The organism is Cytobacillus sp. T106 (assembly GCF_040492155.1).
Taxonomy (GTDB): domain Bacteria; phylum Bacillota; class Bacilli; order Bacillales; family Cytobacillaceae; genus Bacillus_AB; species Bacillus_AB infantis.
In genome coordinates this window covers 16,320-36,011 of the sequence record NZ_JBEUMK010000013.1, presented here as the reverse complement: position 1 = coordinate 36,011, position 19,692 = coordinate 16,320, and the positions used below count along the sequence as shown (strand labels likewise).

The following is a 19,692-nucleotide window of genomic DNA, read 5'->3' as shown; positions in this document are numbered from 1 at the left end:
CCCTCCCCTCCTGCCTCTATGCCTCCGCTTCCTTCTTCCTGATGATCTTCGACAGTGACAGGAAAAAGAAATAAGTAATAAATAGGCTCAGCAGGACAATGCCGATCAGATTGTGATGGACCAGCTTGAAAACGACGCTTAGGAGAGTCGCAATATACAATCCTGAAAGCAGCAGGCTGATGTCCTTATTTTTATAAAAATTGGTCAGCCATGCGCCGGCCTGGGATCCGACAAGGCCGCCGGCAACAAGCAGGATGGCAGTCAGATAACTGATCTCCACAGCAGATGCATACGACAGGAATCCAGTGCTGACAATCAGAAGGACAGCAAACAGGCTTGTCCCCACTGCCTTTCTCGGCTGCAGTCCCAGAAAGGCGATTGACAGGGGAACCATGATGAACCCTCCGCCCACTCCTAAAGCGGCAGAGACAAAACCGCCTGAAAATCCGATCAGCAGCATTCCAGCCAGGGATGGCCTGCCCTCGCGGGACTGTTCACCGGTCTTTTTTCCCTGCCGGAACATAGTGAACGCGAAATAGGAGAGCAGTACAATATAGCAGGCCGGGATAACGGTTGCATCCAGGCCTTTTTCACTTAGGAACAGCACCAGCGGCTTTGCGGCCTGGGTGGCAAGCATACCGCTCACCCCGAGTATTGCCCCTTCCTTCCAAAGGATATTTTTCAGCCTGAAATGGGCGCCTATACCTGACAGTGAAGTGCCTATTGAGAAAAAAAGGCTGGTTGCAATTGCCTCAAGGGGCGCAAACCCGATCAATAGCAGAACAGGCGTCAGGATGAATCCTCCTCCTACTCCAAAGAAGCCGGAGAGGACGCTGATCACTCCGCCCAGCAATAAAAATAGTAAATATTCCATATAAAAACTCCTTTGTTATCTCTATACCCATTGTAACTGATTTCATTACCTTTCGCCCTTTACCTTGTAATACAATGTACATTGAAGTACAATGTAAACAAATGAACCTGGAGGTACCCTTCGTGGATAAAGAACTGTTAAAAGGAAGCATCGATATTCTTTTATTATCCCTTCTTTCTGAAAAAGACAGCTATGGATATGAAATGACAAAGGAAATCCGCAAAAAAAGCGATGAAGCATACAGCATGAATGAAGGAACTCTATATCCGGCTCTCAAGCGGCTGGAGGCAAAAGGGTTTGTCACTTCCTACTGGCATCAGGAGCTTGAAGCCAGCAGGCGGAAGTATTACAGCATCACCGAAGACGGCCGCAAAGAATTGGGCAAAAAGCTCAAAAACTGGAACAAGATCAGCGATTTGATCCACAAATTTTCGGAGGGCTACTCATGAAGACAATCGATCAGTATATTGATCATATCGTTGACGGCCTGCCAATGGACAATTCTGAACGGGAAGAGCTGAGGCTTGAGATGACCTCTCATCTTGAAGAGCATGCAAAAGAGCTGATGGCATTCGGCTGGTCCGAGGAGGAAGCCGCCGGGGAAGCGATCAGATGCTTCGGGAATGAAAAGCGAATCAGCTCAGAGCTGAAGAAAGCCGTTTTTCCTTTTTATAAAATTTTCCGGTTCCTCTTCAGCACGATTTTACTGACGGCTTCCCTTCATCTCCTATCATACGAGGCTATGGTGTATTATAACCCGCAGTATGAGTTTGGCCTGGAGCCCGGCTACCTTTTCACCACCTATATGCTTGTGTTCTTCCTTGCAGGGATCGCAGAGGTATTGTATGAAGCTGTGTCACAGGCTTATAAAGCGAAATGGCTGCAGAGCCCCTGGGTGGTCATTCTTGTTCCGGCTGCTCTTATCTCGGGTTTGACATCGCTTGACTGGTTCAAGCAGCCTGAAAAATACCAGAATGGGCTTTGGCTCGACCTGTTCGCCATCCTGATCGGGGCATTCATTTATCTTCTTGCAAGGCAGATGTATACCCTTTTATTCTTGTCGGGTACAGGAAATGCCGGATCAGCCGGCCATCGGTAATCCCCCTTTGCCTTTTTTGAAAATGAATGTAATTATCGGACTCCTGCATGACTTGGCAGACAGTAAATGATATACTTCTCGTGTGCTGTCCTTAAGCTCTCTGTACAAGGGGCTTGAGGATATTTAACGAAGCTGCTAAAGGAGATCCGTTATGTCAGAACTGATTCACTCGATTGAAGAATGGCTTATGGAGTATGGTATCTTTGGATTGTTTTTTGTGTCCTTTGCCGACTCATCCTTCTTCCCTATCCCTCCGGATGTACTATTAATCCCAATGGGCATTTCCAATCCCGACCGCGTCATCTGGTATGCGTTCATCACAACCGTGGCATCTGTCCTTGGCGCCATTCTCGGATGGTTCATCGGTAAAAAACTGGGCCGCCCTGTTTTACGGTACATCATTTCTGAAGAAAGAATCCAGAAAGTCGAGAACTATTTCAATAAATACGGGCCAGTAGCCATCCTTATTGCAGGCTTTACCCCAATTCCTTATAAAGTGTTCACCATTTTTGCCGGCATCACAAAAGTCCAGCTTAGGACCCTCATTATCTGGTCCATCATAGGCAGAGGCGCCCGCTTCTTCCTTGAAGCTGCCCTTATTATGGTACTTGGCGCCCAGGCGCGGCCCTTCATTGAAGAGAACTTCGGGATGCTGACACTTATAGGCGGAGCTTTGATTGTCATCGTATATATCATCTATCTGATTATGCGCAAAAAGAAAAAAACCGTCTGACTGAAAACGGCCCTCTAATGGCCGTTTTTTTATACTTATATTTTATTTATAATTATTATAAATAAGTATTGATTATAAAATAATATTTGGTATAATTTAATTAAGGATAAAACGAGGAGGAAATCATTATGACTTTGACAAACAGCCTGAATAAACAAATCGCCAACTGGAGCGTCCTATATACTAAACTTCACCGTTTTCACTGGTTTGTAAAAGGACCTGCATTTTTCACCCTGCACGAGAAATTTGAAGAGCTTTACAATGAAGCAGCAGCGAATGTGGATACAATTGCAGAACGGGCATTGGCAGCAGGAAGCAGGCCGATTGCCACAATGAGCTTGTTCCTTGAACATGCGTCTATCAAGGATAACGGCAGTGAAGAAACCGCAGAAGAAATGGTCGCAGCCCTTATATCAGACTACAGCACGATCAGCACGGAACTAAAAGAATTGGCAGGACTCGCCGAGGAAGAAAACGACCCGGTCACAGAAGACCTTGCCATCGGGCTGGTTGAAGACCTGGAAAAGAAAATCTGGATGCTGAAAGCCTTCCTAGCATAAAAAAGAGCCCAGCGGCTCTTTTTTTGTATACTCCTATAAGAAAATAAAGGAGTTCTACTTTCTATGGGGAATACTTAATTACAGAAATCTTTAAAAAAGGCAGGAACGAAAAAAATGCAGAAAAATTCAATGGTGCCAGACATTCTCTTTTATGTTGTGCTCCCTCTTGTTGTTTGGAATTACGGCCGGGATGTGCTTGGTGATTACCTGGCGATGATCCTGTCATCCGTACCTGGCATCATCTATACACTGTACCGCTTCTTTCAGCTTAAAAAAATCAATCTATTCGGCCTGTTCCTTCTTGTGAACCTGGTGATCGGCACCCTGATCGATGTGCTCGCCGGGTCGGCCCTTCAGCTTCTATGGAATAACGTCATTTATTCTTACGTGCTGGGCTGCCTGTTTTTGTTGACGATTGTGCTGAAAAAGCCAGTCTTCCTCTATTTCACTCTCGATTTTATGGAACTGCAGGGAAAAGACAGGGGCAGCATGAAGGAAGTTTTCTTTAAAAGCAAAACACTGATGATCTTCAGCCTGATCACGGCAGGCTTTGCTCTGAAATTCATTCTTCTTGCCTCCATTAAGGTCTGGCTCATTGGAAAATACGGGGTTGATGCCTTTGACCAGGGAATCGTGCTGAGGCAGATCCTGAATTGGGGCTTTACCATTGTATCGGCAGGCGGATTTTATTTTATCCTGAAAGAAATTGGAGCACTGAACGAGCCTCCTGAAACAACCATAAGCCAGGACAGCCCTTAAGGCTGCCCTGGCTTTATCATTTGCACATGTCCTTCATGGACGCTTATCCGGCACGGAGTCGCTGAATATACCTCTCCATCCATGTCAGCTTCCATCCTCTTTTCTGTGCTTACTTGTATTTCCTTTCCCTTATAATGGAGAATATTCTCGTTTGCTTCCATGCTGTCTACTGTAAGTGCTTCTTTCATTAAAGCAAGATTGGCATCTTTTATAATAAATAAATCAGCCAGTCCGTCATTATAGTCAAGATTCTCAAAAGGCAATGCATTAGTGCCAATATAATGGCCATTGGCCAGAAGTATCATAACGGCATCTTCCTCTATGGCTTCTCCATCCACTATAAGCGAAGCATGGAATGGCTCCATTTCCTTGATCGTCCGCAAGGCGCTCAGGAAGTAGCTGATCCGCCCGAATAGGTTTTTTTCTGCTGCCTTAATATTTTCCGAAGCTTCCGCCACCAGCCCAATACCCCAGAAGTTGAGAAAGTAGTCTTCATTCGCCTGCATAATGTCAACCGGCTCTGCTTTTCCTGAGATCATTGCAAGTGCTGCATCACGTATATTTTGGGGGATATTCAATGTTCTTGAAAAATCATTGCAAGTCCCCCCAGGCAATATGCCGATGGCCGGCCGATCCTCGAGCGGCGCCAATCCATTGATGCATTCATGTACCGTCCCGTCTCCGCCCAGGATGAAAACAACATCCACCTCAGATCCATATTCCCTGCACAGCTCTCTTGCATGCCCTTCCCTCTTGGTTGGCAGCAGAATCAGGGAATCCAGCTCTGCAGACAAGACCGGAACACAAGCTACAAGCGATTTTTCTATATCTTTTTGACCGGCATTTCCATTATAAATAAGCATTCCTTTTCTATAATCCATCCTGGCCAAGGCCCCCTTTTTTTCGAACAGTGTATCTGCTATTACATTTACCCAACTTTTGATGTTTCAATTATATTGATGTTCAAATTACTGAAAGGGATAATATATCTATTTTTAATTGAGCGGGATTGGATTATATTGTAATTAGGAAAAGCCAAGGAGGAGTACAAATGGATGCTATAAGGTTCCTGCAGGGAGAACGGATTTATCTTCGGCCCATCAGTACAGAAGATACGGATATATATGTGAAGCTGCTCTATAATGAACGGTCAAGAAAGCTTACCGGTCTGAAAAAAGCTTTCTCCAAAGATCAGATCTTTTCTTATATTAAAGAAAAGGCGGAGGATTCATCATCCATCCTCTTATTGATTGTCCTTGATGGAACGAATGAAGTGATCGGCGATATCGCCCTTCAGGATATAGACAGCACCAACCGAAATGCCAATATCCGCGTGAACATCAGCGAGGAAGAGAACCAGGGGCGCGGTTATGGCAGCGAAGCAATGGAACTGATGCTTGGCTATGCGTTCGGCGTGCTGAATCTGCACAGGATCGAGCTGAATGTTTTCAACTATAACGACCGGGCGCTTCATGTCTACGAAAAGCTCGGCTTCATGCAGGAAGGCGTCCAGCGAGAGGCTTTATTTTACGATCACCAATACCATGATTCCATCATGATGAGCATTCTGGAGGATGACTACCGGCGTATCCATCTGGAGGAATAGACTTGCAAAACCGTGCACTGTGCACGGTTTTTTAGATTCGTAAAAATTTACAATTTCCTGATTGACTTTGCAAATGAGCGGGAGTATTTTAATTATTATAATCACACTCAAATTTCATACCTTTGCTGAATCTTATGTTAAGAACGGGGGAACCAATATGGCAGGAGGCTGTTTGCGCCTGCCCGGGGTGAATCCTGGCGGAGGCCGGGAAGGAAGCTCTCAATTCCTAATCCGGCAGCTAACTCCGTAAGCATATTGAGAGAAAGGCCAATACGTATATTGACCGTTCTTTTCCGTGGATAAGAATGGTTTTTTTTTGGCCAAAAATATATTGCTTTTCACTATTTGAGGAAAAAGGAGCTTTATCGATCATGAAGCGAAAATACCTGAATATCACGCCGCCGCAGCTTTTGACCCTTATATTCCTGTTTTTCATCCTGCTGGGGGCCGCCTTGCTGAAGCTTCCCTTTTCAACCGTTCATGGTGTTTCATGGATCGATGCCCTGTTCACAGCCACCTCGGCTATGACCGTGACAGGGCTGACAGTGGCTGATACGGCGTCTACCTATACCTTGTTCGGCCAGATTGTCATCATGTGCCTCATCCAGCTCGGAGGCCTTGGAATCATGTCCTTCGCTGTGCTGATTTACTTGATGCTCGGAAGGAAAATCGGGTTCAAGGAGCGCCTTGTCCTGCAGCAGGCATTGAACCAGACGTCGGTCGGCGGAGTCATACGCCTCGTCCGCTACCTGTTTATTTTTTCCTTTACGATCGAGGCCATTGCTGTGTTCTTCCTCTGCCTGAGATGGGTTCCGCTGTATGGGTGGCAGGATGGATTTTATTACAGCCTGTTCCATTCTGTTTCCGCCTTCAACAATGCAGGCTTTCAGCTCTGGCCGGACGGACTCAGCCGGTTTGTCGGCGATCCTGTCATCAATATTGTCATTTCCATGCTCTTTATCATTGGCGGTCTTGGCTTTACCGTACTGGCCGATCTGTGGAAATCAAAGCAATTCAAAAGGCTGTCGCTTCATTCCAAAATGATGATTGTGGGCACCTTTGCGGTCAATATTGTATCAATGGCCGTCATCTTTTACCTAGAATTTAATAATCCGCAGACCCTCGCCCATCTGACCAGCTGGGAAAAGCTTTGGGCATCCTATTTTCAGGCCGTTTCGCCGAGGACTGCCGGGTTCAATTCAGTGGACATCGGCGGGCTTGAGGATGCAACTGTCCTGTATATGCTGCTGTTAATGTTTGTGGGTGCGGGGAGCGCGTCCACCGGCGGCGGAATTAAACTGACGACCTTTATCATCATTATCATGGCTGTCATTACATTCATACGCGGCAAAAAAGACATTGTCATTTTCCGCCGCACCATCAGCGTCAACTATCTGACAAAAGCGTTGGCCATCTCAATGATTTCCATCCTGTTCGTCTTTATCGCCATCTTTGTCCTGAGCATCACGGAGGATTTGCCATTTATTAAAATTATTTTCGAAGTAGTATCCGCCTTCGGAACGGTCGGCCTGTCCATGGGCATCACTGCCGACCTGTCGGAAATCGGAAAAGAAATCATCATCTTCATCATGTTCCTGGGCAAACTCGGCCCGCTCACACTCGCCTTCTCCTTCGCCAAACAAAAACCGGAGAAAATTCGGTATCCTGGTGAGGATGTTTTGTTGGGGTAGGGGAATACGGTGGACGCTTGCTCAGATTTAATTTGAGCAGCCATTTTCATTCCATAAAACCAGGCCAGAACTTACCGTTCTGGCCTGATCTTTTACAAGCTGATTGCGGCTGTTTTTTAATTTCAAATAATCGGAATTTCCCTGCTTAGACAACTCCAGCCGTCTTCTACTCCAGCTTAATCTTCACTTCTCCCTCTATCCAGGATGGAAAGGCTGATAACTCCAGACTGATAGGATTCTTATAATTAGCAGGGTCTGTTTCAGATAAGGAAACGCCAAACTCCTTATAAAGACCATCGCCCCCGGATCGATAGAAGGAGCTTCCGCCATCCAGATCTCTGCCTTCTGCATCTTTTGCAGTCGTAAAGAGCTGATGATTGTATTCCTTCTCTGCACGAGCTTGAAATGAGAGGCTTCCCCCTTCCAAAACCAGTCCTGATAATTTATCACCCTTTGGCTGCTTCACAATCTCTTTCGTTTCGGTATTAATGACCACTTCCGCATCCTCTTTATCCACGGCCATCACTTTATTCAGTACCAGATACAGCTCCTTCGGTTCTTTAAAATAGTTGCTCTGCAAATAAATGATCTTCTCATTTTCTTTAATATCCTGTGATGTAACACCATTAGCAATGCCAGACCAGGCTTCTCCATTCTCATCAACAAGCCGCAAATCATCCAGAGCAAAGATTTTCTTGCTGTTTTCCGGATCAAATGACACGTGGATGGCCACACGCAATGGATAAATGGCAATGTCCTTGAATGTGATTTTCTGCCCTTCTATTGAAACAGTTTCATTTAGAGGGTATATCTTTTTCTTCCCTTTCGGTCCTTCAACCGTAAAATCAATTTCAAAAGTCTCTATCCCTTTCGCAGTTTTGACCTCCGCCTCTGCCTTAAACTCTTTCCCTTTCAAGTCTTCATTGAATAAGTAGTCCGCTGTTCCATTGACAGACTTTACTGGTTCATCAGTGTAAGAGCTGTCACCGGAACCTGAAAAACTGACAGGAAGCTCTTCCCCATCACCACCAGTGATATGAATACTTTTTGTATGAAGCACCTGCTTCTCCTCTGACTCAACTGTATAAAACACCACCAGCCCCCGTTCATCCCGGATAGCACCATCAAGCGTCACCCGGACCCCGTTTTTCTCCCGGGATATGCCGAGCGGCTGCATATAGTTATTCTCCACGGCGGATATCCAGCCCTTGTCATACCGGATAAGGTCCACCAGCTTTTCCATACCTGGCAATTCTGCGACATAGTTGGCAAAGGCCGGTGAAACTCTGATGCTGGTCAAAAATCCGAGCAATAGCAGGGCGGCTGCAAGACCGGGCAGCCAGCTCCTTTTGATGAACCGCTTCTTCGGGGCAGCTTTGGCTTGCCGGAACCCTTTCATGATTGCTTCCTCCAGCCGTTCATCCGGCACAGGAAACTCCTGATACCGCTCCCGTATGGCTTCAAGCTTTTTTTCTTCCTTTTCAAACATCCATCTTCCCCCCGCTTTCCTCGAGCTTCTCTCTTAATGACTTTAACGCTTTATTGAGCCATGTTTTCACGGTTCCTTCCGGACGGTTGTACAGGGCAGCCACTTCCTTGATTTTAAGATCGTGGAAGTATTTTAGCGTCAGCAGTTCACGGGAGCGGTCATCGAGCGCCTCCATTGCATCCTGGACCTCGAATAGAAGAGTATCCTCTTCCCCGCCCGATGCGGGGAGCAGCTGTTCATTATATACGAGCCTGTGTTGCTTCTTGAGCCTGTCGCAGCAGTAATGGATCATGATACGGATGATCCATGTCTTGAAATAGGCAGGCTGCTTCAGATCTTTTATGCTCCTGTAAGCCCGGAAGGTTACTTCCTGCACGGCCTCAAGAGCTTCTTCCTCATTTCGCATATAGGCGAGTGCGGTTTTATACAAATCTGCCTTGCAGGAACGGATGATATCAAGAAAAGCTTCATCATCCCCTTTTATGGCTTTGCGGACAATATGCTCCAAGGCTGATCGATCCCCCTCTTGTTTTCCTGAATATTAGACTGCTTCACAGGGAAAAGGTTTTGCTTTTCCAAACTTTATTTTCCAATTCCGCTGCCTGCAGCCTGTTTATCTGCTAACTCACTGGGTAAATGTAAATATCTATGTTAAGGAGTGGATCTAGTTGGATAATAATTATGCTTTTTGGAATGGCTGGAATGGCTATCTGAACCAGCTTCCCGACCTTTTGCTGGCATTAGTCGTCCTCCTGTTGGGATGGATCATTGCAAAGGCGGTTGAAAAGGCGGTCCTGAAAGGCCTCCGCAAAACCAATCTTGATAACAAACTGTTTGCCGAGTCGGGAAACAGAAAGTATTCCCCTGAGAAAATCATAAGCAAAATCGTTTATATTCTCATTCTCATTTTTGTCTTTATTTGGTTCTTCAATATCTTAAACTTAAGCTTCCTGGCTACTCCGCTAGTAGGCATGTTCTCGACTATTACAGGTGCCATCCCAAGCATTCTAAAGGCTGCCTTGATCCTGCTGGCTGCCTGGCTGGTGGCATCCGCCCTCAAGTTTCTCATCAAGCGTGGAGGCAGAACGCTTCGTGTCCATGAAACACTGAACAAATATAAATTCATTAAAGGAGATCACGATTCCTCCAATATCGTCGATAAAGCTGCCAATATTGTATTCTATCTGGTTCTGCTGATTTCCCTTCCTGCCGTGCTGTCAGCCTTGAATCTCGAGGGAGTCTCCGGACCGTTTGCCAGCATGCTCAATGATATTCTGGCTTTCCTTCCTAAACTCCTTGCCGCTGCCCTTATTCTGTTTATCGGCTGGTTCATCGCCAAGCTGGTCCGTGATATTGTCACGAGCTTCCTGCAGAGCATCGGTACGGAAAAGCTTGTCGGGCGTTTCGGCCTGTCCAAGCTGTTTGAAGGGACCACCCTTTCATCTGTTGCCGGCTATATCGTCTTTGTCTTCATTATGATCCCGGTCGTAATCGCGGCACTCGAAGAATTGGATCTGGAAGGAATATCACAGCCCGCGATTGCCATGCTGAACGATGTCCTCACCATGATCCCGAATATCATTGTAGCCATCGCCTTTATCCTTGCGGGCATCTGGCTCGGAAAATGGGTCAGGCAGATGGTTGCCAGCCTTCTTGAACGAATCGGCGCAGACTCATATTTTAATAGCATCGGATTCAAAAAAAATAAAACCGGGGCTGCAAAAAGCGGAATTTCCCAGCTGATCGGCTATATTGCCCAGATCATTGTTGTCCTCTTATTTGTTGTACAGGCTCTGAACCTGTTGAAGCTCGACTTCCTTGTCACACTGGCAACCGGGGTCATAGCCTATTTGCCGCATGTTCTTGCAGCCCTTGTCATTCTTGGAGCTGGATTATGGCTCGGAACCCTGGTAAAGAAGCTGCTTTCAAGCCTGCTGGAAGGCCCTCATTTCCGCCTTCTTTCATCTGTGGCACAATATGCAATTGTAGCCATTTCCATCTTTATGGCCCTGGACCAGCTTGGCGTCGCCCATTCCATCGTCAATTCCGCCTTTATCCTTATACTCGGCGGACTGGCCCTCGCCTTTGGCCTTGCCTTTGGTTTAGGAGGAAAGGATTTTGCAGCCAAGTATCTGCAAAAGCTTGACCGTAAAATTGAGCAGACGAGCATCAATAAAGATGCCCGCACCACCCAGATTAAAGAATCAATGACTCCAGATGCCTCCAGGGGCAATCAGGCTGGAGATTCCGGCCCTGCCCGGCCGATGACGCCTGATAACGCTGATCCGATAAATCCGGAGCATAATCGCATGAATGAAAAAAGAGATGAATAACAGCAAAGAAGAGAAATGATCTTTGAAGCATGAGATGAAGCCGGCCTCCTGCGGGAAGCCGGCTTTCATGCACTATGGAAAAAAAAAAACATTAGGAGAGCTGATTATGAAAACCATCCAAAAATCATTGCTGACAAAAGAAGATATGACTAACCCTGACATTGTGCCTGCCTGGGTCATTGAAGAATATAAGACCTTCCATCAAACCGTCACAGACAAGACCTTCCCGTGCTATTTCGGCATGACTGCTGAAAACCGCGGGGAGCTGCGCTATGCATATATTTCACAGGAGGACTGGTCACAGCTTCCGAAGGCGCTGGAACAGTTCATTGATCTTTTTGATGCCCCTAAGCTTATCCGCCATGGCTTGTTTGTGTTTGTGGAGCCGGAAAAAGAAGAGAAGGATATCCCTTACTACCGCGAATATTTCTGGAACATTCTGCAGTATCTTCATGATCAGGATGAAAAACCTTGGCCAAAGGATTATCCAGAGGACCCGGACCACCATCTATGGGCATTCTCTTTTGCGGAAGAGCCCTTCTTTGTATTTGGAAACGCGCCAGCCTATAAGCAGCGGAAAACAAGGGATCTAGGTAACAGCCTTGTGCTGGGATTCCAGCCGCGGAGAATTTTTGAGGGGCTGGAAGGCACTTCAAAAGGAGGAATTATGTCCAGGGAAAAAGTCAGGGAACGAGTGGAAAAGTGGGATGGACTGCCAAAGCATCCGAATATCAGCCATTATGGGGATCCTGAGCATCGGGAATGGAAGCAATACTTCATCGGCGATGATATCAAGCCGATTGAAGGCAAATGCCCCTTCCATTCTAAATAATAGATTAGGCTCATAATTTCAGTAAAACAGGTTTCACTTTCCTTTTAAAATGGTATCACTATATTAAAATACCATTAAGAAAGGAATAAACAAGCATGGTACAAGTAACTGTAACCGTTAATCACGGCGGAAAAAATTATATGACAAATGTAATCGCACATAGAGGGACACAAGAAGAGGAAATTGCACGCCTTGCACAGGAACAGGTGCAGAGACAATGGCAGGCAGCCAATTAAAAAAAGTGAAGCGTGCACGCTTCACTTTTTTTAGATTCCCCATTTTATATAGACACCCAGCGCGACAATAGAAAGCAGAATGACCACTGCATAAATCACAGTCAGGTTGACCGTATTTTTCCTGGCTGACTTTGAGTAGTCAGCATCACTTTTGCCGGCCAGCATAAGGGTGAAAATTAAAGAAAGGATGATAATGGCTATAACGATGATTAATCCCAGCTTCATGTTCGACTCCCCGCTTTTGCAGAAGGCTGCTTAATAGATTTCCCTTCAACTGTATATGATTAGTGTATCACTTTATATTCAGTCAGTTCCTCATTTGTATATAAGTTTCACACAAATATCATCTTTTAGTTTGCTCGAATCCTGCTGCCATCAGCGCCTGCTTAAGATTTGCCCTCGTGGGGATTTCCCGGAATTCTATCCCGAGGGCCACGATCGTCTGGGCGATTTCCGGCCGTATTCCGGTCATAGTTGCCTTCACGCCGATCAGGTTTAATGACTTTACAATCTGAAACAGATTATGGGCAACCATCGTATCTATCATCGGGACGCCTGAAACATCAATGAACAGCTGCTTTAATTGAAGCTCTGAGCTGTTTTTCAGGCATTTTTCCATAATGAATTTTGCGCGCTCTGTATCTACTTCCCCAACGAGCGGAAGAACGGCAATATCCTCTGAAATCGGGACAACCGGAACGGACAGCTCCTGCAGGGCAGTCCGGGCTACTTCTATTTTCCTTGTGCTGTAGTTCATGTAAATATTACTGAATATATACGCGACCTCATCCAGGAGCGGGTTGATGATTTTGCTGACATCAAGCATCGTGACAGCAGCAAATTGATTTTTCTCCAGCTCCTCAGTGAAAACGTCCCAAATAACCGATCTGAACAGGGACAGCACACGGAGGGATTCGTCCAGGGGAACGCCGTTTTCTATCGCAGTTTCTCCTGTGTTACGGGCCCATTCTTCAATTTTGCGCCCGCTTTCCTCCTGATCCATATATAATGATTCACCCAGGATCTGAATCAAGGCCTTGCGCCATTCAGCTATCTGATTTCTGGCAACAGTCGATTTCTTAAGCTTTTCCTTATAGAAAGGGCATTCCCGTTCAAATATGTGATTGACGAGCTGCTCTTTGCTCTCTACTATTCTTGTGCCAATCTTAAGCAATTCGTTCCTCAATGCAATCCCTTCTCCCATGAAAAAGTCTGACAATTATATCATAGCATTTCCCTGCAGTATTGCAATGCTGACTCCCGTGAGTGTCCCTGTACGAAGCGGTTCTTTGCCATATATTTCAGGCAGGCTGAGGTTTAGGCCTTTTTCACATAAGGGTATGTATTCTATTAGATAAGTTTTTATATAATAAGGAGGAATGAACATGGCAGAAGATAATAAGCGCGTAGTAGGCTCATATGCAACAGAGAATGAAGCGGTTGAAACAATTGAAAGGCTGAAAGCAGAAGGCTACCGGGCTGAGGACATTTCAGTCATCAGCAAAAACCGTGATGATCTTGACGCTGTGAGCGAGGAAACCGGGACGAAGACAGAGGAAGGCCTTGCGGCTGGCGCTGCTGCCGGCGGAGCATTGGGCGGGCTCACAGGGCTGCTTGTGGGCATCGGTGCCCTTGCAATCCCTGGAATTGGACCGATCGTTGCGGCGGGCCCGATTGCTGCAACACTGACCGGGGCAGCGGTTGGCGCCGGGGCAGGCGGACTTGCAGGCGCATTGATCGGCATGGGCATCCCGGAAGAAGAGGCCAGCCGTTATGAAGCAGAGGTAAAAGAAGGAAGAATCCTGATCCTTGTGGATCCCGATGACCGGAACCGCGACCGCCTGACAGATGATGAAACGATCTTCACCGGAGGAGCTGTCAATGACGCCCGCCGCACTGACGAAGATTTCGTAGGCACAACAGACAGGAATACAGCCATCCGGGCTACGGACCAGGAAGATAAGTATGACGACTATATTGTCGATCCGCTTAACCCCGGTGAACTGGATAAAGGCGAAAATGCATTCCAGGACCACAATGATCAAAACCGCCCGTATACAGATGAAAATATAGATCCAAACACCCCTCTCAGTGACAAGGTGGTAAGCAACCCCTTTGCAGATGAAGACAGACTGAGAGATGAAGTGAACCGCGATTATACTGACCCGCGCCAGCCTAATTCAGACTATCCTAAAGGATAAGGGCTCAGCTGGCCACAAGGACCTGGCAGACTAACCCGCCAGGTCCTTTGGCTTTTTCACAATGCCCTGCTGAATACACTGAAAAGGTTCATGCTATAATAGAGGCAATTCCGCACTTTGAAAGGAGAATTAGTATGAAGGACCATATTTTTTCCGGATTTATTGGCACCTACACAAAAGGCGACAGCAAAGGCATTTATTCTTTTGAATTGAATACAGAAAACGGCAGGCTCGATAATGTCAAGCTCGCCGCAGAGCTTGAAAACCCTACATATGTGACAGTCAGCGAAGATAAAACACGCCTTTATTCCGTCGTAAAGGAAGGGGCGAAAGGCGGCGCAGCCGCGTTCTCCATCAGCGATGACGGCGGGCTTACGGAACTGAACCGTCAGCTGTCTGACGGTGCATCTCCATGCCATATCAGTGTAAATAAAGACTCGGACTATGCAGTGACTGCCAATTACCATAAAGGTACAATTGAAGCCTACGGACTGACGGGGGAAGGTTCCCTGCTTTCAGCTTCATCGGTTGCCCAGCATGAGGGTACAGGTCCAAACCCAGACCGCCAGGAAAAGCCGCATGCCCATTATGCAGGTTTTACGCCAGATGGAAAATTCATTGCAGCCGTTGACCTGGGTACAGATGAAATCATTACCTATGAGTTAAATGATGGAGTGCTGAAGGAAGCGGCCACACTGGATGTAAAGCCTGGCAGCGGTCCGCGGCATCTTGTTTTCCACCCGGAAAGAAATATTGCCTATGTGATGACAGAGCTGAGCTCCGAGGTAATCGTGCTCGAATACAGCCCGAATGACGGCAGCTTCAAGGTAATGCAGACAGTACCGGCCATCCCTCAAACATTCCGGGAAAATAACCAGGGAAGCGCCATCCATATCTCTTCTGACGGCCGCTTTGTCTATGCCGCCAATCGCGGACATGACAGCATCGCCGTATACTCTGTGAATGAAGAAACAGGCAAGCTGGATTTCATCGAGCATACTTCAACTGAAGGAAACTGGCCGCGCGACTTTGTGCTCGATCCTTCAGAAAGATATATCGTTGCCTCCAACCAGGAAACCGGAAACCTCACTTTGTTTGCCCGTGACGCACAAAGCGGCAGGCTATCCCTGCTGCAGAAGGATGTTTCAGTTCCTTACCCTGTATGTGTGAAATTCTTATAAGAAGCTTTTAAAAAGGGATATGCCCGTTATAAAAGTCTTCATAAGCGCATGGATGTTAACATCCATGCGCTTATTATATGGTCCTGATCACCATGTTGGCTGTAAGGTTACCTGGCTGAAAAAAAAGGGCGCCCTATATAAGAAAGCAACAGGCTTCTGATGCACGCCAAAAAAAATCCTGCACTTGCAATGAAGGCCAATGCCAATAGAACCCGTTCATTAATAGGCAGCTCAAAAATAAGGCTTATACCCAGCAAAAGGATACACAGCAGGCCATTTACTCCAAACAGAATACCCCAAAGGATATCTTTTACACTCTGATAAATCCTTCTTCCTTTCACGTATTTGATATAAAGGAAACAAACCATACATGCACCTGTCATGAAAATCACAGTGTTTATAAAAGGCAGGGAGGTACGTTCTTCCCAAGGCATATCAATGATGACCATGTTTACGTAATAAGTTAGATTAAAACCAATCATAAAGAGGACAGTATAAAAAAACACCACCCACTCACTTATATAAATAATAGGCATAAAAAACTTCTTTAACATGGTTCCTCCTTTTATAAGAGCCGGGCTTTTTTTCTATCGTAACAAAAATTATTTTTAATTTCATGTTATTTCCAAATAGATAGAACTCATCGGATGCCAAAGCAGGTTCTATTCTTTTCCATGTTACATAACCATATGCTATAATAGGATTAAGTTACATTGGAGGTGATTTAATGAAAACAGTCGGTGCAATAACTGACAAACAAAAGATCCTGATTATGAAAGAGTGGCTCCAATCCCGCTCATCCAGGGATTATTGCTTATTTCTGCTTGGCATCAACACCGGAATACGCATTAATGACCTGCTTCATCTGCAGGTAAAAGATGCTGCAGATGAAAGCGGAACTATTCTTTCCTATTTGCATACCTCTGAAAATTGCTTCCCCCCTATCTATTTCAATCTGCAGGTCCGCGAAGCCCTCCACAAGTGCATCAAGGAGAATGGCCTCAAAAGGGAAGACCCGCTCTTTAAGTCAAGGAAGTCCCATAATTCAATCACAAGAGTTCAGGCGTACCGGATCATTAATGAGGCTGCCAGGGCCGCAGGCATTGAAGAGCCTGTCGGCACACACACTTTAAGAAAAACCTTTGGCTACCATGCCTATTCAAAAGGCATTGCCGTGTCGCTGATTCAAAAGAGGCTTCAGCAATCATCCCCATCAGAAACCTATAGCTATCTGGGGATTTCACCTAAGAACCCCCCATCTGTCACTCTCGACGTCAATTTATAGAAAAAGGAGCTGATATCCATGATTAATGTTTTGCATACAGATACATTCATCCTGCTTGCAGCCATTCTGTTTATCACCGGCGTGCTGACTACTAAATTCTCCTCACGGCTTGGCGTTCCTTCCCTCGTGCTGTTTATGGCAGTCGGGATGCTTATGGGCAGCGACGTACTGGGCATCATTTATTTCGACAATGCCAGCACAGCCCAAATGATCGGTGTCCTTGCTTTGATCATTATCCTGTTTGAAGGCGGCCTCCAGACTAAGTGGAAAACACTGCGCCCTGTTGTCCTCCCATCATTGTCACTCGCCACCCTCGGCGTCATCCTCACATCCGGAATTGTTGCAGCCGCAGCGAAACTCATTCTGGGGACAGGCTGGCTCGAATCAATTCTTTTCGGTGCCATTGTCGGATCAACGGATGCTGCTGCCGTCTTCGCTGTCCTCAAGGATAAGAATATCGATGAACGGATTGGCGCCACTCTTGAAGCAGAATCAGGCTCCAATGATCCGATGGCTGTCTTCCTGACAGTCGCCATGATTGAATTGATCACCCTTCCGGAAGCAAGCATCTGGTCCTTGATCGGAACCTTTTTCCTCCAGATGAGCATTGGCCTCCTGTTTGGACTGATCTTCGGCAGATTGGCCGTGTTTGCCCTTAACCGCATCAATCTTGATTCAGGCGGCCTCTATCCTGTCTTTGCCACAGCCTTTGCACTTTTAACATATGGAATTACAGCCTTTGCGAGCGGAAGCGGCCTTCTTGCCGTCTATATCGCTGCCATTATCATCGGAAACATGGAACTTGCCTACAAGCACACCATCTTCCGCTTTTCTGAAGGATTTGCCTGGATGATGCAGATCATGATGTTTGTGATTCTCGGCCTGCTGGTGTTCCCTTCCGAGCTGTTCAGCCTGGATATATTCCTGAAAGGCATCGCCATTTCTGCAATCCTTATATTGATTGCAAGACCTGCAGCCGTCTTCTTGTCCACTATCAGGATGGGATATAAAACGAACGAACTCATTTTCCTTTCCTGGGCCGGACTTAAGGGAGCCGTACCAATCGTATTGGCCACCTTCCCTCTTCTTGCAGGAGTTGAGGGAAGCCAGCAGATCTTCAATGTCGTCTTCTTCGTCGTCCTGACCAGCTGCCTCATTCAAGGCTCAACGATTACAGCACTCGCAGCGAGACTCAAGCTGACCGGACCGAAAAAAACGACGCCTATGCATTCGCTTGAGCTTGTGTCCATCGGAAAGGCCGATGCAGAAATGATTGAATACGAAATGGAGGATGATGCCCAGATCATCGGGCAGACCCTGATTGATATCCCGTTTCCTAAAGGTGCGCTTGTGAATGCCATCATCCGCAATGATGAACTGATTACCCCGGCCGGCAGCACCATCATCCTTCCAGGGGATGTGCTGTATATCCTCGCCAGCCGCAAGAGCAAACCGCAGCTCAAGAAGCTTCTTCTGCAGAAAAAAATAGAAGAAGCGGCCGAACCGACTGCGTAGTACTTCCCGCGGTTCACCCGTTCCATCAAAAAACACCGTCCTTCATCCGGACGGTGTTTTGCTTTCCCTATTATCAGGTTAACTCCCTGTTTTTCTTTTTCTCAGATTCACCGACGATGACTGCACAAGCGGCATCGCCTGTAATATTGACGGCTGTTCTCGTCATATCAAGAAGCCTGTCGATCCCTATGATCAGGGCGATCCCTTCAACAGGAAGGTTAACAGACTGAAGGACCATCGCCAGCATGATCAGGCCGACACCCGGCACGCCTGCTGTTCCGATGCTCGCAAGCACAGCTGTCAGAACGACTGTCACCAGCTGGGTGAACGTCAGATCAAGGCCATATACCTGCGCGATAAAGATGGTGGCCACACCTTGCATGATCGCTGTTCCATCCATATTGATCGTGGCGCCAAGCGGCTGAACGAAGCTGCTCACCGATTCAGGGACCTTCAAGTTCTTCTGGGCCACATTCATGGAAACCGGAAGTGTGGCATTACTGCTCGATGTACTGAAGGCCACGCTCATTGCAGGGGCAAAGCCCTTGAAGAATTCAAATGGATTACGCTTTGCCAGAAAGTATACTGATGACCCGTAAGTCACAAGTGTATGGACGATCAGCGCTGCAAGGACCACACCCATGTACAGCCCCATCGCTTTAATCGCATCTACTCCCTGAGTGCCGACTGCCGATACGATCAGGCCGAAGGTTCCATACGGAGCAAAACGCATGATCAGGTTCACAAGATACATCATCAGTTCATTCCCCTGGTCAAACAGCTTCAGGACCCCTCTGGTTTTCTCGCCAAGCATGGTTAGTGCAAAACCGATGAAAACAGAAAAGGTAATGATCTGCAGCATGTTTCCTTCTGTAAATGCCTTAATCGGGTTTGTCGGAATGATATTCAGCAAGGTGTCTGATACTGGCGGCGCCTCCTCCGCCTGGAACTCCGCGCCGGTAGTATCAAAAGTTCCTACAGTTCCCGGCTGGAATATATAGGCGAATGCGATCCCTATGATCAAAGCCATACAGGTAGTCGCCAAAAAGTAAGAAATTGTCTTCAAGCCAATCCTTCCAAGCTTCTTCGGATCGCCGAGACCGGCGGTGCCAAGCGTGATGGAGAAGAAAACAATCGGCACAACGAGCATGTTGATCAAGTTGAGGAATATTTTCCCCAGCGGAGTGAACAGGTAGGTGTTCAGTGTTTCAAATAAATCCGGGGAATATAAGTTCAATAATAAGCCGACAATGCCCCCCGCAATCAGAGCGATGATAATCTTTGTTGATAGTTTCATC

Annotated in this window: 21 protein-coding genes and 1 riboswitch; of the genes, 14 read left to right on the top strand and 7 right to left on the bottom strand. The window is 46.7% G+C overall.

Translation table 11 applies throughout. From position 1 onward, the window contains the following. Positions 1 to 16: 16 nt before the first annotated feature. Positions 17 to 874 (bottom strand): sulfite exporter TauE/SafE family protein, encoded by an 858-nt coding sequence (locus ABU165_RS19860; protein WP_009795726.1) that lies wholly within the window; start codon positions 872 to 874, stop codon positions 17 to 19. A 122-nt stretch (positions 875 to 996) separates the two neighbouring features. Between ABU165_RS19860 and ABU165_RS19855 the strand changes: the two genes are divergently transcribed. The 5 genes from ABU165_RS19855 (at position 997) to ABU165_RS19835 (ending at position 4,025) form a co-directional block, all read left to right on the top strand. Continuing rightward, entirely contained in the window at positions 997 to 1,323 is a 327-nt protein-coding gene (locus tag ABU165_RS19855; RefSeq protein ID WP_022543239.1) for a PadR family transcriptional regulator, read from the top strand. After that, on the top strand, positions 1,320 to 1,973 hold the full coding sequence (locus tag ABU165_RS19850; RefSeq protein WP_318060825.1) for a permease prefix domain 1-containing protein: 654 nt from the start codon (positions 1,320 to 1,322) through the stop codon (positions 1,971 to 1,973). The genes ABU165_RS19855 and ABU165_RS19850 overlap by 4 nt, the downstream gene beginning before the upstream one ends. A 151-nt stretch (positions 1,974 to 2,124) precedes the next feature. Beyond that, complete coding sequence (locus ABU165_RS19845; protein WP_009795723.1) at positions 2,125 to 2,706, top strand: YqaA family protein; 582 nt, start codon at positions 2,125 to 2,127, stop codon at positions 2,704 to 2,706. Positions 2,707 to 2,834: 128 nt separating this feature from the next. Next, positions 2,835 to 3,266, top strand: coding sequence for a Dps family protein (locus ABU165_RS19840; protein WP_248138858.1), 432 nt, complete (start codon positions 2,835 to 2,837; stop codon positions 3,264 to 3,266). 114 nt (positions 3,267 to 3,380) lie between these two features. Then, positions 3,381 to 4,025, top strand: a complete 645-nt coding sequence (locus tag ABU165_RS19835) for a VC0807 family protein (protein ID WP_022543238.1) — start codon at positions 3,381 to 3,383, stop codon at positions 4,023 to 4,025. Here ABU165_RS19835 and ABU165_RS19830 read toward each other — a convergent pair. After that, a complete protein-coding gene (locus tag ABU165_RS19830; protein WP_318060824.1) occupies positions 4,022 to 4,906 on the bottom strand; it encodes a YegS/Rv2252/BmrU family lipid kinase in 885 nt (294 codons plus the stop codon). The two genes, ABU165_RS19835 and ABU165_RS19830, sit on opposite strands and share 4 nt — an antisense overlap. Before the next feature lie 170 nt (positions 4,907 to 5,076). Between ABU165_RS19830 and ABU165_RS19825 the strand changes: the two genes are divergently transcribed. Together ABU165_RS19825 and ABU165_RS19820 are read left to right on the top strand one after the other, a co-directional pair. After that, on the top strand, positions 5,077 to 5,631 hold the full coding sequence (locus ABU165_RS19825; RefSeq protein WP_009795719.1) for a GNAT family N-acetyltransferase: 555 nt from the start codon (positions 5,077 to 5,079) through the stop codon (positions 5,629 to 5,631). 113 nt (positions 5,632 to 5,744) lie between these two features. Then, positions 5,745 to 5,898: riboswitch (cyclic di-AMP (ydaO/yuaA leader) on the top strand. A 104-nt stretch (positions 5,899 to 6,002) separates the two neighbouring features. After that, the gene (locus ABU165_RS19820) at positions 6,003 to 7,322 is read left to right on the top strand and encodes a TrkH family potassium uptake protein (protein ID WP_129614026.1); all 1,320 of its coding nucleotides are present in this window, start codon (positions 6,003 to 6,005) and stop codon (positions 7,320 to 7,322) included. A gap of 166 nt (positions 7,323 to 7,488) precedes the next feature. On the opposite strand, the gene ABU165_RS19815 is transcribed toward ABU165_RS19820, so the two are convergent. After that, positions 7,489 to 8,811, bottom strand: a complete 1,323-nt coding sequence (locus ABU165_RS19815; RefSeq protein ID WP_318060823.1) for a DUF4179 domain-containing protein — start codon at positions 8,809 to 8,811, stop codon at positions 7,489 to 7,491. Continuing rightward, positions 8,804 to 9,319: a sigma-70 family RNA polymerase sigma factor gene (locus ABU165_RS19810; RefSeq protein ID WP_224952206.1), complete on the bottom strand. Its 516-nt coding sequence runs from the start codon at positions 9,317 to 9,319 to the stop codon at positions 8,804 to 8,806. Before ABU165_RS19810 ends, ABU165_RS19815 begins: the two co-directional genes overlap by 8 nt. Before the next feature lie 160 nt (positions 9,320 to 9,479). On the opposite strand from ABU165_RS19810, the gene ABU165_RS19805 reads away from it, so the two are divergent. From ABU165_RS19805 to ABU165_RS19795, 3 genes are all read left to right on the top strand, one after another. Beyond that, the gene (locus ABU165_RS19805) at positions 9,480 to 11,144 is read left to right on the top strand and encodes a mechanosensitive ion channel (protein WP_318060822.1); all 1,665 of its coding nucleotides are present in this window, start codon (positions 9,480 to 9,482) and stop codon (positions 11,142 to 11,144) included. 106 nt (positions 11,145 to 11,250) lie between these two features. Continuing rightward, the gene (locus ABU165_RS19800) at positions 11,251 to 11,976 is read left to right on the top strand and encodes a YqcI/YcgG family protein (RefSeq protein WP_094769383.1); all 726 of its coding nucleotides are present in this window, start codon (positions 11,251 to 11,253) and stop codon (positions 11,974 to 11,976) included. Between the two features lie 95 nt (positions 11,977 to 12,071). Continuing rightward, on the top strand, positions 12,072 to 12,212 hold the full coding sequence (locus ABU165_RS19795) for a BA3454 family stress response protein (protein ID WP_009795712.1): 141 nt from the start codon (positions 12,072 to 12,074) through the stop codon (positions 12,210 to 12,212). A 30-nt stretch (positions 12,213 to 12,242) separates the two neighbouring features. Here the strand turns inward: ABU165_RS19795 and ABU165_RS19790 are convergent, their stop codons facing one another. Beyond that, positions 12,243 to 12,437: a hypothetical protein gene (locus ABU165_RS19790; protein WP_009795711.1), complete on the bottom strand. Its 195-nt coding sequence runs from the start codon at positions 12,435 to 12,437 to the stop codon at positions 12,243 to 12,245. A gap of 118 nt (positions 12,438 to 12,555) precedes the next feature. Next, positions 12,556 to 13,398, bottom strand: coding sequence for an STAS domain-containing protein (locus ABU165_RS19785; RefSeq protein ID WP_022543236.1), 843 nt, complete (start codon positions 13,396 to 13,398; stop codon positions 12,556 to 12,558). A 199-nt stretch (positions 13,399 to 13,597) separates the two neighbouring features. On the opposite strand from ABU165_RS19785, the gene ABU165_RS19780 reads away from it, so the two are divergent. The 4 genes from ABU165_RS19780 (at position 13,598) to ABU165_RS19765 (ending at position 18,394) form a co-directional block, all read left to right on the top strand. After that, positions 13,598 to 14,413, top strand: coding sequence for a general stress protein (locus tag ABU165_RS19780; RefSeq protein ID WP_009795708.1), 816 nt, complete (start codon positions 13,598 to 13,600; stop codon positions 14,411 to 14,413). A 134-nt stretch (positions 14,414 to 14,547) separates the two neighbouring features. Beyond that, a complete protein-coding gene (locus ABU165_RS19775; protein ID WP_009795707.1) occupies positions 14,548 to 15,594 on the top strand; it encodes a lactonase family protein in 1,047 nt (348 codons plus the stop codon). 727 nt (positions 15,595 to 16,321) lie between these two features. Continuing rightward, entirely contained in the window at positions 16,322 to 16,879 is a 558-nt protein-coding gene (locus ABU165_RS19770) for a tyrosine-type recombinase/integrase (RefSeq protein WP_306010290.1), read from the top strand. Positions 16,880 to 16,897: 18 nt separating this feature from the next. Beyond that, a complete protein-coding gene (locus tag ABU165_RS19765) occupies positions 16,898 to 18,394 on the top strand; it encodes a potassium/proton antiporter (RefSeq protein ID WP_009795703.1) in 1,497 nt (498 codons plus the stop codon). 73 nt (positions 18,395 to 18,467) lie between these two features. On the opposite strand, the gene ABU165_RS19760 is transcribed toward ABU165_RS19765, so the two are convergent. Continuing rightward, positions 18,468 to 19,691 carry a dicarboxylate/amino acid:cation symporter gene (locus tag ABU165_RS19760; protein WP_022543234.1) on the bottom strand — a complete coding sequence of 408 codons (1,224 nt, stop codon included), beginning with the start codon at positions 19,689 to 19,691 and terminating at the stop codon, positions 18,468 to 18,470. Between the last annotated feature and the right edge of the window lies 1 nt (position 19,692).

Bases quoted from the DNA above. Each gene is read 5' to 3' on its own strand.
- ABU165_RS19860 (WP_009795726.1), bottom strand. From the start codon at position 874: ATGGAATATTTACTATTTTTATTGCTGGGCGGAGTGATCAGCGTCCTC.
- ABU165_RS19850 (WP_318060825.1), top strand. From the start codon at position 1,320: ATGAAGACAATCGATCAGTATATTGATCATATCGTTGACGGCCTGCCA.
- ABU165_RS19845 (WP_009795723.1), top strand. From the start codon at position 2,125: ATGTCAGAACTGATTCACTCGATTGAAGAATGGCTTATGGAGTATGGT.
- ABU165_RS19840 (WP_248138858.1), top strand. From the start codon at position 2,835: ATGACTTTGACAAACAGCCTGAATAAACAAATCGCCAACTGGAGCGTC.
- ABU165_RS19835 (WP_022543238.1), top strand. From the start codon at position 3,381: ATGCAGAAAAATTCAATGGTGCCAGACATTCTCTTTTATGTTGTGCTC.
- ABU165_RS19830 (WP_318060824.1), bottom strand. From the start codon at position 4,906: ATGGATTATAGAAAAGGAATGCTTATTTATAATGGAAATGCCGGTCAA.
- ABU165_RS19825 (WP_009795719.1), top strand. From the start codon at position 5,077: ATGGATGCTATAAGGTTCCTGCAGGGAGAACGGATTTATCTTCGGCCC.
- ABU165_RS19820 (WP_129614026.1), top strand. From the start codon at position 6,003: ATGAAGCGAAAATACCTGAATATCACGCCGCCGCAGCTTTTGACCCTT.
- ABU165_RS19815 (WP_318060823.1), bottom strand. From the start codon at position 8,811: ATGTTTGAAAAGGAAGAAAAAAAGCTTGAAGCCATACGGGAGCGGTAT.
- ABU165_RS19800 (WP_094769383.1), top strand. From the start codon at position 11,251: ATGAAAACCATCCAAAAATCATTGCTGACAAAAGAAGATATGACTAAC.
- ABU165_RS19795 (WP_009795712.1), top strand. From the start codon at position 12,072: ATGGTACAAGTAACTGTAACCGTTAATCACGGCGGAAAAAATTATATG.
- ABU165_RS19790 (WP_009795711.1), bottom strand. From the start codon at position 12,437: ATGAAGCTGGGATTAATCATCGTTATAGCCATTATCATCCTTTCTTTA.
- ABU165_RS19780 (WP_009795708.1), top strand. From the start codon at position 13,598: ATGGCAGAAGATAATAAGCGCGTAGTAGGCTCATATGCAACAGAGAAT.
- ABU165_RS19775 (WP_009795707.1), top strand. From the start codon at position 14,548: ATGAAGGACCATATTTTTTCCGGATTTATTGGCACCTACACAAAAGGC.
- ABU165_RS19770 (WP_306010290.1), top strand. From the start codon at position 16,322: ATGAAAACAGTCGGTGCAATAACTGACAAACAAAAGATCCTGATTATG.
- ABU165_RS19765 (WP_009795703.1), top strand. From the start codon at position 16,898: ATGATTAATGTTTTGCATACAGATACATTCATCCTGCTTGCAGCCATT.
- ABU165_RS19760 (WP_022543234.1), bottom strand. From the start codon at position 19,691: ATGAAACTATCAACAAAGATTATCATCGCTCTGATTGCGGGGGGCATT.